A 16,548-nucleotide genomic window follows, 5' to 3' on the forward strand; every position below is an offset into this window, starting at 1 on the left:
GTGATTCGGAACACTGCTAGGTTGCCTGTGTGCAACCGACTCAGACCACTGTCCTGGACCGCCCCGAAGACCTGACCTGCGACTGGCTGACTGCCGCCCTCGGCACCGGTCCGGTCAGCGGATTTAGTTTCGAGCGGATCGGTACCGGGCAGATGAGCGAGTGCTACCGGGTCGTCTTGGAGTACGCGGCCGGCACGACGGGGCCGGCGTCGGTGGTGCTGAAGGTGGCCGCCACCGACCCCAGCAGCCGCCAGACCGGTCTGGCTCTCGGGCTCTACGAGCGTGAGGTGCGGTTCTACACCGATATCGCGCCTGCCCTGGCCCCCGGGCCGGTGGCGCCGTGCTACCACGCCGCGATCGACGTGCAGACCGGCGCCTTCGACCTGTTGCTCGGCGATGCCGTGCCCGCCGTGGTGGGGGACGAGATCCGCGGCGCGACAGCCGAACAGGCCGCCGTGGCGCTCACCGAACTGGGCCGCATGCACGGGTCGAAACCCGGAGCCGAGGCGCTGAACCAGGCGGAATGGCTCAACCGTGAGGCGCCGGTCAACCAGGCCCTGATCGTCGGCCTGTACGCGGCGTTCGTCGACCGCTACGCGGCCCTGATCACGCCGGAGCAGCGCCATGTGTGTGACCGGCTCGTCGAGAGTTTCGACGCCTACCTGGCCGACGAGGGCGCGCCTGAGCGACTCCAGGGTCTGGTCCACGGTGACTACCGGCTCGACAACATGCTGTTCGGCGATGCAGGGGCCGAGCGGGCCCTGACCGTGGTCGACTGGCAGACCGTCACGAAGGGTCCGGCGTTCTCCGACGTCGCCTACTTCATCGGCTGCGCCCTACCTGTCGAGCAGCGCCGCACGCACTACGACGAGCTGTTGACGGCGTATCACCGGGCGCTCGGCACGGACTCGGTGCTGACGCTCGATCAGGTTCGCGACGGTGTGCGCAGGCAGAGCTTCTTCGGGGTGATGATGGCGATCATCTCCTCGATGCTGGTGGAACGTACCGAACGCGGTGACCAGATGTTCATGACGATGCTCGACCGGCACTGCAGTCACGTGCTCGATACCGGGGCGCTGGAAATCCTTGCGCCGCCGACAGTTCCGGAGCCTTTGGTGCCCGCGCCCGAGGATGACGGCAGGCATGAGCCCACCGACGAGTTGCTGTGGAACGAGAGCTGGTACTTCGATTTCGTCGACGCCGAGGGTGGTTTCGGCGGCTGGGTGCGGTTGGGCCTGATTCCCAACCAGGACACCGCCTGGATCAACGTGTTGTTCTGCGGCCCGGATATGCCGACCATCGCGCTGACCGACTTCCATGCCGAAATGCCCGTTGACCTTTCCGAAATACGGGGCGACGGCGTCGAACTCGGGCTGTGGCCGGGTGAACCGATGCAGTCCTACCGGGTCACCGCGTCGGGTAGCGGTCACGCCCATGACGATCCGGCGGCCCTGCTACGTGACGAATCCGGCAGGCCGGTGGCGGTGACCATGGATCTGACCTGGACCACGGTCGGTACGCCGTACCAGTACCGGATCACCCCACGGTATGAGATTCCGTGCACCGTGACGGGAACCGTCACGGTGGGTGAGCAGCAGTACCGCGTCGAGTCGGTGGCAGGCCAGCGCGATCACTCGTGGGGTGTGCGGGACTGGTGGTCGATGAACTGGGTCTGGAGCGCAATGCATCTCGACGACGGCACTCATCTGCACGAGGTGGATCTCGCGATCCCCGGCATGCCGCCGATCGGCATCGGCTACGCGCAACGGGCGGGTGAGCCGCTCGTCGAATTGCAGTCCATCACCACCCGGCACAGTCTGGGCGAGGACGATCTGCCGGTCGAGACCACGATGTCGCTGCAGCCCGGCGATATCGAGTTGACCGTCGACATCAAGGGCCACGCACCGGTGCTGCTGAAGGCGGCCGACGGCCGGGTCAGTCAGTTCCCCCGAGCCTGGGCCACGGTTCGCACCGCCGACGGGCGCACCGGTGTCGGCTGGCTGGAATGGAACCGCAACCTGGGGTAGCGCGGTGCTGCTCACGTGATGCGGAAACGCTTGAGCCGCGCAGTCGCGCCGGAGACCAACTCCAGGCGGCTGCGCGGCACACGCAGATGGGCGGCAAGCAATTTGGTGACCGCGTCGTTGGCCTTGCCGTCGACGGCGCGTTCCTGCACATAGATGGTGAGCGCACCGTCGTCGCCGACCTCGACCAGCGGGCCTTTGCGGCTGCCGGGCTTGACGCGGACGACGACGGTTTCGCTCACACCGTCATCTTCTACCGCGCGACGATCACCGAGGAGCCGTGGCCGAACAGGCCCTGGTTGGCGGTCACGCCGACCTTGGCGCCCTCGACCTGCCGGCCGATGGCCTGACCCTTGAGCTGCCAGGTGAGCTCGCACACCTGCGCGATGGCCTGCGCCGGGATGGCCTCACCGAAGCTGGCGAGCCCGCCGGAAGCGTTGACCGGGACGCGGCCACCGATGGTCGTGGCGCCGGAACGCAGCAACTGCTCACCCTCACCCTTGGCGCACAGGCCCAGGTGCTCGTACCAGTCCAGCTCGAGTGCGGTGGAGAGGTCGTAGACCTCGGCCAGGCTGACGTCCTCGGGGCCGATGCCGGCCTCGGCGTACGCCGCGTCGAGGATCTGATCCTTGAACACGCGCTCCGGTGCGGGCACCACGGCGGTGGAATCCGTTGCGATGTCCGGCAATTCGGGCAGGTGCTGCGGGTAGCGCGGCGTTACGGTGGAGATCGCACGCACCGACGGCACACCCTCCAGCGAGCCCAGGTGCTTCTCCGCAAACGACTTCGAAGCCACGATCAGCGCGGCCGCACCGTCGGAGGTGGCGCAGATGTCGAGCTGGCGCAGCGGGTCGGACACCACCGGGCTGGCCAGCACATCCTCGACCGAGGCTTCCTTGTGGTAGCGGGCATTCGGGTTCTGCAGGCCGTGGCGCGAGTTCTTCACCTTCACCTGGGCGAAGTCCTCGGCGGTGGCACCGTAGAGGTCCATCCGGCGGCGGGCCAGCAGTGCGAAGTACACCGGGTTCATCGCGCCGAGCAGGTGGAATCGCTGCCAGTCCGGATCGTTCTTGCGCTCGCCGCCGACGGGCGCGAAGGCGCCCTTGGGTGTGGTGTCGGCACCGATCACCAGCGCGACATCGCAGAACCCGGCCAGGATCTGGGCGCGGGCGCTCTGCAGTGCCTGCGAGCCCGACGCGCACGCCGCGTAGCTCGACGAGACCGGCACACCGTTCCAGCCCAGTTTCTGGGCGAAGGTCGACCCGGCGATGAAGCCCGGGTAGCCGTTGCGGATGGTGTCGGCGCCGGCGATGAACTGGATCTGCTGCGCGTTCAGGCCGGCTTCGGCCAGGGCCGCGCGCGCGGCGACAACGCCGTACTCGGTGAAGTCGCGTCCCCACTTGCCCCACGGGTGCATGCCCGCGCCGAGGATGTACAGCGGTTCGGGAGTGCTCATGCGATCCTCCAGGCGTGGGTGGTGCGCTCGACGCCCTCGTCGTCGGTGTAGAGCGTCATGGTGGTCAGCTCCATCTCCATACCGACCTTGAGATCGGCGGCGAGGGTGCCCGTGACGACCTTTCCGAGCACGATCAGGCCTTCGTCGGCCAGCTCGACCGCGGCGATCGCGAACGGCTCGAACGGGTCGGTCTTGGGATACGGCGACGGCGGGAGGTACCGGTTCTCCGTGTAACTCCACACCTTCCCGCGGCGGGACAGTGGCACCAGGTCAAGGGTGTCGCTGTCGCAGGCCGGGTTGGGGCAGTTGTTCTCGCGGGGCGGGAAGACGTACGTGGCGCACTGGGTGCACTTGCCGCCGATCAGGTGGGTGGCACCGGCGTCGTCGGTGGCGAACCACCCGTCGATCGCGGGTTGCGAAGATGCTGCTGGCACGAGGCCCAGCCTAAACGATCAAGACCGCGAAACTGAAACGTGTTGCAGTTTCGTCCCGCGGGTCGGGATCACCGTCCCTGGATGTATCTAGCGCGAGCGAGGACTGCGTCGGTTCCGAGTTCCGCACGCAGCCGTACAGGACGTAAGGGTCAACATCGAACTGTCGGCAGTCGAATTCGATCATCGGTGCCGGCGGCAGGTGGTCGATGCGCCAGAGCGGGGTGATGTACCGCCGATTCCAATCAGACTCCGACGGCCACCCAGAACGCCTTATGCGGCGGATTGCAGTCACCACGTGGCAGCGATCCGCCGCGTAAGCGGTCACCGGCAGCGGCCTTGATCGAGATGGCTCGTCGCCGTCTGCGCGTCGGACGCCCCGCATAGAGTGAGGGCCGTGAGCCCCGCGAAGACCGAGACGAAGAACGCGCCGAACCCCTCCGCCGACACCAAGCCCACTCTGATGCTGCTCGACGGCAATTCGCTGGCCTTCCGGGCGTTCTACGCGTTGCCTGCCGAGAACTTCAAGACCCAGGGCGGGCTGACCACCAACGCGGTCTACGGCTTCACCTCGATGTTGATCAACTTGCTGCGCGACGAGCAGCCCAGCCATGTGGGGGCGGCGTTCGACGTGTCGCGCCAGACTTTCCGTAAGGAGAAGTACCCCGAGTACAAGGAGGGCCGCTCCGCCACGCCCGACGAGTTCCGCGGGCAGATCGACATCACCAAGGAGGTGCTCGGCGCGCTGGGCATCACCTCGCTCGCCGAACCGGGTTTTGAGGCCGACGACATCATCGCGACGCTCGCCACCCAGGCGGAGCAGGAGGGCTACCGGGTACTGGTGGTCACCGGCGACCGCGACGCGCTGCAGTTGGTCACCGAAAACATCACCGTGCTCTACCCGCGTAAGGGCGTCAGCGAGCTGACCCGGTTCACTCCGGACGCGGTGGTGGAGAAGTACGGGCTGACCCCGACGCAGTATCCGGATTTCGCGGCCCTGCGCGGGGACCCGAGCGACAACCTGCCCGGCATTCCCGGGGTGGGGGAGAAGACCGCGACGAAGTGGATCGTCGAATACGGCTCTCTGCAGGCACTCGTCGACAACGTCGAGAAGGTCAAGGGCAAGGTGGGTGACTCGCTGCGGGCCAACCTGTCCAGCGTGGTGCTCAACCGTGAGCTCACCGATCTGGTCCGCGACGTTCCGCTCCCGCAGACCCCGGACACGCTGCGGATGCAGGCGTGGGATCGCGACCAGATCCACCGACTGTTCGACGACCTGGAGTTCCGGGTGTTGCGCGACCGCCTGTTCGACACGCTGGTCGCCGCCGAGCCCGAGGTCGAGCACGGATTCGACGTGCGCGGCCGGGCACTCGAGCCCGGTGAGCTGGCCGCTTGGCTGGCCGAGCACAGCCTCGGCAACCGGTTCGGGCTTGCCGTGGTCGGTACGCACCTCGCCTACGACGCTGACGCCACCGCGCTGGCCATCGTGGCGGCCGACGGCGACGGACGCTATATCGACACAGCGACTTTGACGCCCGAGGACGAGGAGGCGTTGGCTCGCTGGCTGGGCGATCCGGGTCCGCCGAAGGCGCTGCACGAGGCCAAGCTGGCGATGCACGACCTGGCCGGGCGGGGCTGGACACTGCGCGGGGTCACCTCCGATACCGCGCTGGCCGCCTACCTGGTGCGGCCAGGTCAGCGCAGCTTCGCGCTCGACGATCTGTCGGTGCGTTACCTGCGTCGTGAGCTGCGTGCTGAAACCCCTGAGCAGCAACAGCTTTCGCTGCTGGACGACTCCGAAGGGGTTGACGAGCAGGCGGTGCAGACACTGATCCTGCGGGCCTGCGCGGTGTTGGACCTCGCCGACGCGCTGGATGAGGAGCTGGCCCGCATCGACTCGTCGTCGTTGCTGGGCCGGATGGAGCTGCCGGTGCAGCGGGCGCTGGCCGAGATGGAGTCGATCGGTATCGCCGTCGACCTGGACCAACTGCAGGAGCTGCAGAGCGAGTTCGCCGACCAGATCCGGGACGCCGCCGAGGCGGCCTATGCGGTGATCGGCAAGCAGATCAATCTCGGGTCACCCAAGCAGTTGCAGGCGGTGTTGTTCGACGAGCTCGAGATGCCGAAGACCAAGCGCACCAAGACCGGTTACACGACCGACGCCGACGCGCTGCAGACACTGTTCGACAAGACCGGGCATCCGTTCTTGCAGCATCTGCTCGCGCATCGTGACGCCACCCGGCTCAAGGTCACCGTCGACGGCCTGCTCAACGCGGTGGCCTCCGACGGGCGGATTCACACCACCTTCAATCAGACCATCGCGGCGACGGGCCGGCTGTCGTCGACCGAGCCGAACCTGCAGAACATCCCGATCCGCACCGAGGCCGGCCGGCGGATCCGTGACGCGTTTGTCGTCGGACAGGGTCCCGACGGGCCGTACGCCGAGCTGATGACCGCCGATTACAGCCAGATCGAGATGCGGATCATGGCGCACCTGTCCCGGGACGAGGGCCTGATCGAGGCCTTTAACACCGGTGAGGACCTGCACTCCTTCGTGGCGTCGCGGGCGTTCTCGGTGCCGATCGACGAGGTCACTCCGGAGTTGCGCCGGCGGGTCAAGGCGATGTCGTACGGCCTGGCCTACGGACTGAGCGCCTACGGATTGGCCAGCCAGCTCAAGATCTCCACCGAAGAGGCGAAGGTGCAGATGGAGCAGTACTTCGACCGGTTCGGCGGGGTTCGCGACTACCTGCGCGATGTGGTCGATCAGGCCCGCAAGGACGGGTTCACCTCGACCGTGCTGGGCCGCCGCCGCTACCTACCCGAGTTGGACAGCACGAACCGCAACGTGCGCGAGGCCGCCGAGCGGGCCGCGCTCAACGCGCCGATCCAGGGCAGCGCCGCCGACATCATCAAGGTGGCGATGATCAACGTCGAATCGGCGATCAAGGAAGCCGGGCTGAAGTCTCGGATGCTCCTGCAGGTCCACGACGAGCTGTTGTTCGAGGTGGCCGAGGGGGAGCGGGACACCCTGGAGGCACTGGTCCGCGAGCACATGGGCAACGCGTATCCGCTGGATGTGCCGCTGGAGGTGTCGGTGGGCTACGGCCGTAGCTGGGATGCCGCCGCGCACTAGTGCCATGACCGAGACCTCAACCATCGAGAGAAACCGCTTCGTCGTCCGGTTGGGTGTCGCGATGGGCGCGGCGAACTATCCGGTCACCCTGGTTCGGCAGATGTTGGAACGGACCTCGGCTGCCTACGGCACGCCCAACGATTACATCGTGCTGCCCAACTATGTACAGGTCACTGGGCCGACGAATGAATCCGGGACGTTGGTCAAGGCCGCGCGCCAGACCGATGAACTGCGGTTCGACCAGACATTTCCGCTGGCCCGGTTGGTATCCGCGGCGATGAAGGGCCAGGTCTCGCCCGTCGAGGGCGAGGCTCGACTGGACAGCATCCTGGCCGCTGGGCGCCGATTTCCCGCATGGGTGACGGTGCTCGGCTACGGGGTGCAGAGCATGGGTCTGGCGCTGGTGATGGAGCCGACGCCGCTCAATCTCCTGGTCGCCACGGTGCTCGGGTTCATGGTCGGCCTTTTCTTCACGGCCGGCCAGCACTTCGGCCAGTTGTCACATCTGGTCCCGGCGGTCAGTGCATTCGCGGTGACCGCGATCTGCCTTGCCGGCGCCCACCGCCTGGGCTTGGACCACGTCAATCTGCGGGCGCTGATTCCGCCGCTGGCGGTGTTCTTACCTGGTGCCGCGATCACGATGGCCGTCGTCGAGTTGACCGCGCGCGACATCATCTCGGGTTCGAGCCGATTGATCGCCGGCTTCATGCAACTGGCCCAATTGGCCTTCGGAATCCTCATCGCCAGCCAGATGCTCGGGGCGGACGGCAGCCAGCTCAGTTCGGAGGCATTGAACAAGATCGGCCCCTGGGCGCCGTGGGTGGGGGTCGCGGTCTATGCGATCGGCGTGATGCTGTTCCTGGCGCCGCCGGCGTCGTTTCTGCCGTGGTTGGCCCTGATCGTCTACACCTCATACAGCGGGCAGTTCCTCGGCGATCTGCTGTTCGGTAGCTATGCCAGCGGGTTCTGCGGGGGTCTGGTCCTGACGGTGGGCGCGCTGGCCATTTCTCGCCGGCCGGGCGCACCGTCGGCGATCACCATGATCTTGCCCGGATTCTGGCTTCTGGTGCCTGGATCCATGGGTTTGATCGGGGTGACCGAGTTGTTCGGCGCCGATGGCGACTCGGCGTTCCCGGCCACCATGATCTCGATGATCTCCGTCGCGCTGGGCTTACAGGCGGGGCTGGTGATCTGGCAAATGGCTCGGCGAAGGTCCTGAACCGGGCGCCCGGTAGTTGGCGAGCCACTGCAGGATCGGTGCGGCCGACCGGGCGGTCGTCACCGAGTACACCTCTTCCTGCTGCAGCGCGTACACCTGCGCATCGCCGAAGCCGCGGTCGATGCGGTCGCGTACGAAGGCCAGTTCGACAACGGCGGCGGCAAATGCCGCGACGGCCTTGCCCGCGGGGCGGCCGCCGGCCGCCGTCGCCTGTTGGACGGCGCCGTGACGGGTTTTCAACGATCCGAGCCAGGTGGCCTCGTTGGGGGTGATGAGTCCGGCGGCGACCATTCCGGGCAACTTGGTGGCCACCACCTGCTGTTCGCGGCGACGGCTGGTCACGGCGACCACGATCATCCCGATGAAGATCGGCACCATCCAGACGATGTAGACGATGAAGTAGGTTCCGGCCCCGACCAGAGACGAGCCGTTCCACAACCCGTGCATCAGCACAGCACCGAGGTAGCCGGCCAGGATGCACAGCGCCTTGCTGATGCCGCTGCGCCGCTGCAGCGCGAAGTACACGCCGAGGGCGGTCATCGTGGTGAACAGCGAGTGGGCGAACGGCGCCATGATCAGGCGCATCGCCGCGGTGAGCAGGGATCCTGCCAGCGAATCCGCGCTGGCGATGTACATGATGTCTTCCAGCCAGGCGAACCCGAGACCGACCAGGCCGGCGTAGACGAGGCAGTCGGTCAGCGAGTTGAGCTCGTTGCGCCGCCTGCCGGTCATCATGATCAGCAGGAACAGGCCCTTGGCGGCCTCTTCGATGAACGGTGCCCGGATCGCCACCGCCGCGAAACTGTGCGTCGATCCAGCGGGGTCGACGCCGGGTGTCGCGAGCAGTGCTTCGCTGAACAGGCTCAATATGAGCGACAGCACGATGGCAACGGCGGCGCCCCAGCCGAAGGCCAGCAGCAACAATCGGGGTGGTTCCGGCTCCCAGCGGTCCAGCCACAGGTAGGCGAACACTGCCCCGGTCATCACGATGCTGGACAGCGTGAGCCCGATGATCGCGCCGACGGGGTTGAGCGCGGTGAACAGCAGTACAAGTGCACCGATGACGACGCCGCAGGCGATGATCGCGGCCAGAGGGGCCCCGACCTTGCGGACCGGCCTGGGCATCGGTGCGGTGATCGGAAACCACGGCCGATGGACGGGGCCGGGAGTCGGGTTGTACGCCACGTGCAGAGCGTAGCGGTGGGTAGCTGCATTCTCGGCACTAGTTCGGCGTTGGTTTCGGCACCCCGGAACCACCCGCCGCGGGGGCGGTTTGTCCTGCGTGCGCCTGGTCGAGTACCCTCGTTACGTATCTGTGCGCACCGCTGGACATCGTTTAGTCGCCGGCACGGATCTGTTCTACCTCAATACATGCAAAATAATTGTCCCTACGAGTGAACCTGTCCGGAGCAACCCACCACATGCCAAGTCCCTCCATCACCTCGCCGCAAGTAGCCATCAACGACATTGGCTCGGCTGAGGATTTTCTCGCCGCGATCGACAAGACCATCAAGTACTTCAACGATGGTGACATCGTCGAAGGCACCATCGTCAAGGTCGACCGTGACGAGGTTCTGCTCGATATCGGTTACAAGACCGAAGGCGTCATCCCTTCCCGTGAGCTCTCCATCAAGCACGATGTCGACCCCAATGAGGTCGTTTCCGTGGGCGATGAGGTCGAGGCACTTGTTCTCACCAAGGAGGACAAGGAAGGCCGCCTGATCCTGTCCAAGAAGCGCGCTCAGTACGAGCGCGCCTGGGGCACCATCGAGGAGCTCAAGGAAAAGGACGAGGCCGTCAAGGGCACCGTCATCGAGGTCGTCAAGGGCGGCCTGATCCTCGACATCGGCCTGCGCGGCTTCCTGCCCGCATCGCTGGTCGAGATGCGTCGTGTCCGCGATCTGCAGCCGTACATCGGCAAGGAGATCGAGGCCAAGATCATCGAGCTGGACAAGAACCGCAACAATGTGGTGCTGAGCCGCCGCGCTTGGCTGGAGCAGACCCAGTCCGAGGTGCGCAGCGAGTTCCTCAACCAGCTGCAGAAGGGTGCCATCCGCAAGGGTGTCGTCTCCTCGATCGTCAACTTCGGCGCCTTCGTCGATCTCGGCGGTGTCGACGGCCTGGTGCACGTCTCCGAGCTGTCCTGGAAGCACATCGATCACCCGTCCGAGGTGGTTCAGGTGGGCGACGAGGTCACCGTCGAGGTGCTCGACGTCGACATGGATCGCGAGCGGGTTTCGCTGTCGCTCAAGGCGACTCAGGAAGATCCGTGGCGCCACTTCGCCCGCACCCACGCGATCGGTCAGATCGTGCCGGGCAAGGTCACCAAGCTGGTGCCGTTCGGTGCGTTCGTCCGCGTCGAAGAGGGCATCGAGGGTCTGGTGCACATCTCGGAGCTGTCCGAGCGCCACGTCGAGGTCCCGGACCAGGTTGTCACCGTCGGCGACGACGCGATGGTCAAGGTCATCGACATCGACCTGGAGCGTCGCCGGATCTCGCTGAGCCTCAAGCAGGCCAACGAGGACTACACCGAGGAGTTCGACCCCTCGAAGTACGGCATGGCCGACAGCTACGACGAGCAGGGCAACTACATCTTCCCCGAGGGCTTCGACGCCGAGACCAACGAATGGCTCGAAGGCTTCGACAAGCAGCGGGAAGAGTGGGAAGCGCGCTACGCCGAGGCCGAGCGCCGGCACAAGATGCACACCACCCAGATGGAGAAGTTCGCCGCGGCCGAGGCCGAGGAAGCTGCTCGTCCGACCTCGTCGTCGTCCAACGGCGCTGGTCGCGAAGAGTCCACTGGTGGCACGCTGGCCAGCGACGCACAGCTGGCTGCTCTGCGCGAGAAGCTCGCAGGCAACGCCTAACAAGTACGGCAACGAACGCCCCGGCCCTTTGGGTCGGGGCGTTCGTCGTTCCAGGGGCCTGACAGACTGTGGGGCGTGCTTCGCATCGGGTTAACCGGCGGTATCGGCGCCGGGAAGTCAACAGTGTCGGCAACATTCAGCGATCTCGGCGGCATCATCGTCGACGGTGACGTCATCGCGCGTGAGGTCGTCGAGCCTGGGACCGAGGGCTTGACCAAGCTGGTCGACGCGTTCGGGGACGGGATCCTGCTGCCCGAGGGCGCACTGAACCGTCCTGCGTTGGCGGCGGTCGCTTTCAGCGACGATGAGAAGCGCGCCACCCTGAACGGGATCGTGCATCCGCTGGTGGCGCACCGCCGGTCGGAGCTCATCGCGGCGGCCCATGAAGATGCGGTCATCGTCGAGGACATCCCATTGCTGGTGGAATCGCAGATGGCGCCGATGTTCCCGTTGGTCATCATCGTCAACGCCGACGCAGAACTGCGCGTCAAGCGGCTCATCGAATATCGCGGGTTCACCGAGGAGGACGCCCGCGCCCGCATCGCCGCGCAGGCGACCGAGGAGCAGCGCCGCGCGGTCGCCGATGTGTGGCTGGACAACTCGGGCAGCCCCGGCGCCGTCGTGGAGCAGGCTCGCGCGCTCTGGCACGAGCGGATCCTGCCCTTCGCACACAACCTGCAGATCCGGCAGCCGGCCCGTCGCGATCCGGCAGTGGTGCCCTACGACCCGACCTGGCCGGATCAGGCCCGCCGGATCGTGGCCCGGCTGAACACTGCGTGCGGACACCGTGCGGTGCGCATCGACCACATCGGTTCGACCGCCGTTCCCGGGATGGACGCCAAGGACGTCATCGATGTACAGGTGACGGTCGGGTCGCTGGATGTCGCCGACGACCTCGCCGATGCGCTGTTGGCGGCCGGCTATCCCGCGGTGCCGGGGATCACCGCCGACACGCCGCACGATGACAACCCGGCGATGTGGCAGAAGCGTTTTCACGCCTCGGCAGATCCTGGCCGACCGACCAATGTGCACATCCGGGTGGATGGCTGGTCCAATCAGCGTTTCGCGTTGATGTTCGTCGACTGGCTGCGGGCCGCCCCGGACGCACAGGTCGACTATGCGGTGGCCAAGCGCGCCGCGCTGGCCACCCCCGACTACACCTTGGCCAAGGAGCCGTGGTTCCTGGATGCCTACCGGCGCGCCCGGGAGTGGGCGGACGCGACGGGCTGGCAACCCTAGATCCCTGAGGCGCACCGGGTTTCGCGCTTGACCGGTCAGTGGTACCAGACGGTGTGTGGGCCACTTTTCTGCGGTAGCGTCTGAGGCGTCCGAAGGGGGGCGCATGTCGAGAGCCAAACCGGCGTTGGTTCCGGTTCGTCAGATTGCCGCGCATGAGCTGGTCGTCGACCAGATGCGAAGGGCCTTGGAGCTCGGTCAGTTCCGGCCCGGTGACCGGTTGCCGAGCGAGCGCGAACTCGCCGACATGCTCGACGTTTCCCGCACCACGGTGCGTGCCGCGGTGGCTGTTCTGGAGCAGGAGGGGCTGATCACCGTGCGGCGCGGCCGTGGTGGTGGGTTCACCGTCCAGGCTCCGAAGTATGACTCGGCCCAGATGCGCCGGGAACTGCGCAGCAACAAGCGCGAGATCCGCGATGCCTTCGACTACCGCGCGATCGTGGAAATCGGGGTCACTCGGATGGCCGCCGAGCGGCGTCGCGCCACCGATGTGACCACACTGCGCAAGCTGCTCAAAGCCATGGAATCCGCCCTACAGATCGGGATGAGCGACCAGTCGGCCCAGCACACCACGGATTTTCAAACCCTGGACTCGGCGTTTCATCTCGGTATTGCACAGGCCGCGCAGAATGACCGGCTGCTCGAGGCGGTTCTGGATGCCCGGCGGAGGATGTGGCTACCTGTCGGTGCGATCTTCGGACGCTTGGAGCCCAACGCCAACGACTATCACGCGGCGATCCTCGAAGCGATCGCGAACCGCGATCCGGACCTGGCCGCCGCGCAGATGGCGGCGCACATCGACGACACCCGGCGCACGGTCGAGTCGTGGCTGAAGCGTTGACGGCCGGCTAAGCGGCCGGCGGCACAGGTTCGGCGGGCTCAGGTTCGGCGGGCGCGGGGACGGTGTCGGTGATGGTGCCGGGTACCGGGACGTTCAACGGGGCGCCGCACGGCAGGCTGCCATAGGTCGGGTCATCCTTGGGCCTGGTCAACCGTGGGCCGACGAAGGTATCGGCCTGGGCGACGATCTGGTCGTCCACCAGGATCTCGCAATGCAGGTTCGCCGAGTAGGGCCAGTCGATGCGGACGGCCATGCCGGCGGTCTCCGGATTGGACACCACACCGGTGGCTTCGAAGATCCGGCCGGGCAGCATGGACGGGTCGGCGGTATTGATGTTGTCGTCGTCGATCTTGTACGCGATGGTCGCGTTGCGCGATACGCCGTCGATCCTGGCGCGGTAGGTGACGTTGTGGAGTTGCTGGTCGGGCAGTGGCTCCACCTGAGGAGGCGCCTCCGGGTCGGCCTGTGCCGCGGCGGGAATCAACAGTGCGCCGGTGAGCAGTCCGGCCAGCGCGGGGAGGATTCCCCAGGGGTACTTAGCTGCACTCATGAATCCCGACCTTACGCTCCCCGCCACGTGAGGGCCATTCCGTTGCCGGACAGCCACCGATCCAGGTGGTATCCGCAGCTCGCCAGGCCCTCGATCGCGGTGACCGCGGTTTGCACCGCCTGCTCGCCGACCTCCGGACTCAGCAGCCCGTGGCGGACCGCGGTGAGCAACTCGTCGACGTCGCACAGCTCGACCTCGCGGCCGGTGCGGACCACGAGGTCCAGGTAGTGGTCCTCGGAATGCCACACGGTCGGACCGGCGGTATAGCTGCCGATGTCGAGGTAGAAGTCCTGATCCCGTTCGTGGCCGGGGCTGAAATGGAACACACTCGCCCGCAACCCGAGCGCCGGCAGCAGCCACGATTCCAGATAGTGGAACTGAGCCCGACCCGGTGTCGGCCGCGCCATGTAGAGCCCCCAGGGCTCAACTGTGTAGACGTCGACGGCCCGCACGATGCCCTTCGGATCGGTGTTTGTGCGGGCCACCAGGTCGAATATCTCGTGTTTGGGTGGGTGGATGGGCCCAACACTACGCGGGGAGTGAACACCGCGGAACTTGTCGGTGCACAGCTCTACGCTGGTGAGCATGGCCTTCGCGACTGAACATCCTGTGCTCGCGCATTCGGAGTACCGGGCAGCTGCAGATGCCGTAGAGGGCCTCGTCCGGGCCGGTGCCCAGTTCGAGGTGGTCAGTGAGTATGACCCGGCCGGTGACCAGCCGGCCGCCATCGACGAACTCGAGCGCCGGATCAGAGCCGGTGAGCGTGACGTCGTGCTGCTCGGCGCCACCGGTACCGGAAAATCGGCGACCACGGCGTGGCTGATCGAGCGGCTGCAGCGGCCCGCCCTGGTGATGGCGCCGAACAAGACGCTGGCCGCGCAGCTTGCCAATGAACTACGGGAGATGTTGCCGAACAACGCGGTTGAGTACTTCGTCTCGTACTACGACTACTACCAGCCCGAGGCGTACATCGCCCAGACCGACACCTACATCGAGAAGGACAGCTCGATCAACGACGATGTCGAGCGGCTGCGGCACTCGGCGACGTCGAGCCTGTTGTCCCGGCGCGACGTGGTGGTGGTGGCCTCGGTGTCGTGCATCTACGGCCTGGGTACGCCGCAGTCGTATCTGGATCGTTCGGTGGAGCTGGAGGTCGGTCAGGAGGTGCCGCGCGACGGGCTGCTGCGGTTGCTGGTCGATGTCCAGTACAACCGGAACGACGTGGCGTTCACCCGGGGCTCCTTCCGGGTGCGCGGTGACACCGTGGAGATCATCCCGTCCTATGAGGAGCTTGCGATCCGGATCGAGTTCTTCGGCGACGAGATCGAGGCGTTGTACTACCTGCATCCGCTGACCGGCGACATCGTCCGGCAGGTCGACTCGCTGCGGATCTTCCCGGCCACTCACTATGTGGCCGGCCCGGAGCGCATGGAGCACGCGATCTCGAGCATCGAGGCCGAGCTTGAGGCGCGGCTGGCGGAGTTGGAGGGGCAGGGCAAGCTGCTGGAGGCGCAGCGGCTGCGGATGCGCACCAACTACGACGTCGAGATGATGAAGCAGGTGGGGTTCTGTTCGGGCATCGAGAACTACTCGCGCCACATCGACGGCCGTGGTCCCGGTACCGCTCCCGCGACGCTGATCGACTACTTCCCCGAAGATTTCCTCCTGGTGATCGACGAATCCCACGTCACCGTGCCCCAGATCGGCGGCATGTATGAGGGCGACATGTCGCGTAAGCGCAACCTGGTCGATTTCGGCTTCCGACTGCCCTCGGCTGTCGACAACCGGCCGTTGACCTGGGAGGAATTCGCCGACCGGATCGGCCAGACGGTATATCTGTCGGCCACCCCGGGGGCCTACGAGATCAGCCAGGCCGGCGGCGAGTTCGTCGAGCAGGTGATCCGCCCGACCGGTCTGGTCGACCCGCAGGTGGTGGTGAAGCCGACGAAGGGCCAGATCGACGACCTGATCGGCGAGATCCGCACCCGTACCGAGCGCGACGAGCGCGTCTTGGTCACGACGCTGACGAAGAAGATGGCCGAGGATCTCACCGACTATCTGCTGGAGCTCGGGATCAAGGTCCGCTACCTCCATTCCGAGGTCGACACCTTGCGCCGGGTCGAGCTGCTGCGCCAGTTGCGGCTCGGTGAGTACGACGTGCTGGTCGGCATCAACCTGCTGCGCGAGGGCTTGGATCTTCCCGAGGTGTCGCTGGTGGCGATTCTCGACGCCGATAAAGAGGGCTTCCTGCGCTCCACCCGCAGCCTGATCCAGACCATCGGCCGCGCGGCGCGCAACGTGTCCGGCGAAGTGCACATGTACGCCGACAAGATCACTGACTCGATGCGTCAGGCGATCGACGAGACCGAACGCCGTCGGGCCAAACAGGTTGCCTACAACGAGGCCAACGGGATCGACCCGCAGCCGCTGCGCAAGAAGATCGCCGACATCCTCGACCAGGTGTACCGCGAGGCGGAGGACACCGAGTCGGTCGAGGTCGGCGGCTCGGGGCGCAACGCCTCGCGCGGCCGGCGCGCACAGGGTGAGCCCGGTCGGGCGGTCAGCGCCGGGATCGTGGAAGGTCGCGACACCGCCAACATGCCGCGGGCCGAATTGGCCGATCTGATCAAGGATCTGACCGAGCAGATGATGACGGCCGCCCGCGATCTACAGTTCGAGCTGGCGGCGCGGATCCGCGACGAGGTTCAGGATTTGAAGAAGGAGCTGCGGGGGATGGACGCGGCCGGCCTGAAGTGATCCGGTGTTGACCTCAACACCGGTTGAGCTT

Annotated in this window: 13 protein-coding genes; 7 read left to right on the plus strand and 6 right to left on the minus strand. The window is 66.3% G+C overall.

Going from position 1 to position 16,548, the window contains the following annotated elements:
- Positions 1 to 29 precede the first annotated feature (29 nt).
- Positions 30 to 2,027, plus strand: coding sequence for a DUF7064 domain-containing protein (locus JOF57_RS07630; RefSeq protein WP_209915430.1), 1,998 nt, complete (start codon positions 30 to 32; stop codon positions 2,025 to 2,027).
- Positions 2,028 to 2,038: 11 nt separating this feature from the next.
- Here JOF57_RS07630 and JOF57_RS07635 read toward each other — a convergent pair whose 3' ends face one another.
- Genes JOF57_RS07635 through JOF57_RS07645 form a run of 3 tightly spaced genes read right to left on the minus strand, consistent with a single transcriptional unit; the run spans position 2,039 to position 3,914 of the window.
- On the minus strand, positions 2,039 to 2,266 hold the full coding sequence (locus tag JOF57_RS07635; protein WP_209915432.1) for a DUF167 domain-containing protein: 228 nt from the start codon (positions 2,264 to 2,266) through the stop codon (positions 2,039 to 2,041).
- Between the two features lie 11 nt (positions 2,267 to 2,277).
- The gene (locus tag JOF57_RS07640) at positions 2,278 to 3,480 is read right to left on the minus strand and encodes a lipid-transfer protein (RefSeq protein ID WP_209915434.1); all 1,203 of its coding nucleotides are present in this window, start codon (positions 3,478 to 3,480) and stop codon (positions 2,278 to 2,280) included.
- A complete protein-coding gene (locus JOF57_RS07645) occupies positions 3,477 to 3,914 on the minus strand; it encodes a Zn-ribbon domain-containing OB-fold protein (protein ID WP_209915436.1) in 438 nt (145 codons plus the stop codon). The genes JOF57_RS07640 and JOF57_RS07645 overlap by 4 nt, the downstream gene beginning before the upstream one ends.
- A gap of 394 nt (positions 3,915 to 4,308) precedes the next feature.
- Here JOF57_RS07645 and polA point away from each other — a divergent pair, with 394 nt between their 5' ends.
- Positions 4,309 to 7,047: a DNA polymerase I gene (gene polA, locus JOF57_RS07650; protein WP_209915438.1), complete on the plus strand. Its 2,739-nt coding sequence runs from the start codon at positions 4,309 to 4,311 to the stop codon at positions 7,045 to 7,047.
- A 4-nt stretch (positions 7,048 to 7,051) separates the two neighbouring features.
- Positions 7,052 to 8,266 (plus strand): threonine/serine exporter family protein, encoded by a 1,215-nt coding sequence (locus tag JOF57_RS07655; RefSeq protein WP_209915440.1) that lies wholly within the window; start codon positions 7,052 to 7,054, stop codon positions 8,264 to 8,266.
- Here JOF57_RS07655 and JOF57_RS07660 read toward each other — a convergent pair.
- Positions 8,219 to 9,451 carry a PrsW family intramembrane metalloprotease gene (locus JOF57_RS07660; RefSeq protein WP_209915442.1) on the minus strand — a complete coding sequence of 411 codons (1,233 nt, stop codon included), beginning with the start codon at positions 9,449 to 9,451 and terminating at the stop codon, positions 8,219 to 8,221. The genes JOF57_RS07655 and JOF57_RS07660 overlap by 48 nt on opposite strands.
- Positions 9,452 to 9,687: 236 nt before the next feature.
- Between JOF57_RS07660 and rpsA the strand changes: the two genes are divergently transcribed.
- The 3 genes from rpsA (at position 9,688) to JOF57_RS07675 (ending at position 13,210) form a co-directional block, all read left to right on the plus strand.
- A complete protein-coding gene (gene rpsA / locus JOF57_RS07665) occupies positions 9,688 to 11,133 on the plus strand; it encodes a 30S ribosomal protein S1 (protein WP_163660723.1) in 1,446 nt (481 codons plus the stop codon).
- Positions 11,134 to 11,208: 75 nt separating this feature from the next.
- A complete protein-coding gene (gene coaE, locus JOF57_RS07670; protein WP_209915444.1) occupies positions 11,209 to 12,372 on the plus strand; it encodes a dephospho-CoA kinase in 1,164 nt (387 codons plus the stop codon).
- A gap of 103 nt (positions 12,373 to 12,475) precedes the next feature.
- Positions 12,476 to 13,210 carry a FadR/GntR family transcriptional regulator gene (locus tag JOF57_RS07675; RefSeq protein WP_209915446.1) on the plus strand — a complete coding sequence of 245 codons (735 nt, stop codon included), beginning with the start codon at positions 12,476 to 12,478 and terminating at the stop codon, positions 13,208 to 13,210.
- Positions 13,211 to 13,217: 7 nt separating this feature from the next.
- Here the strand turns inward: JOF57_RS07675 and JOF57_RS07680 are convergent, their stop codons facing one another.
- Positions 13,218 to 13,760 carry a hypothetical protein gene (locus JOF57_RS07680; protein ID WP_209915447.1) on the minus strand — a complete coding sequence of 181 codons (543 nt, stop codon included), beginning with the start codon at positions 13,758 to 13,760 and terminating at the stop codon, positions 13,218 to 13,220.
- Positions 13,761 to 13,771: 11 nt separating this feature from the next.
- On the minus strand, positions 13,772 to 14,278 hold the full coding sequence (locus JOF57_RS07685; protein WP_163669502.1) for a ribonuclease FAU-1 family protein: 507 nt from the start codon (positions 14,276 to 14,278) through the stop codon (positions 13,772 to 13,774).
- A 67-nt stretch (positions 14,279 to 14,345) separates the two neighbouring features.
- Here JOF57_RS07685 and uvrB point away from each other — a divergent pair, with 67 nt between their 5' ends.
- Positions 14,346 to 16,517: an excinuclease ABC subunit UvrB gene (gene uvrB / locus JOF57_RS07690; protein ID WP_209915449.1), complete on the plus strand. Its 2,172-nt coding sequence runs from the start codon at positions 14,346 to 14,348 to the stop codon at positions 16,515 to 16,517.
- Positions 16,518 to 16,548: the final 31 nt, after the last annotated feature.

Origin of the sequence: Mycolicibacterium lutetiense (assembly GCF_017876775.1) — a bacterium.
GTDB lineage: Bacteria > Actinomycetota > Actinomycetes > Mycobacteriales > Mycobacteriaceae > Mycobacterium > Mycobacterium lutetiense.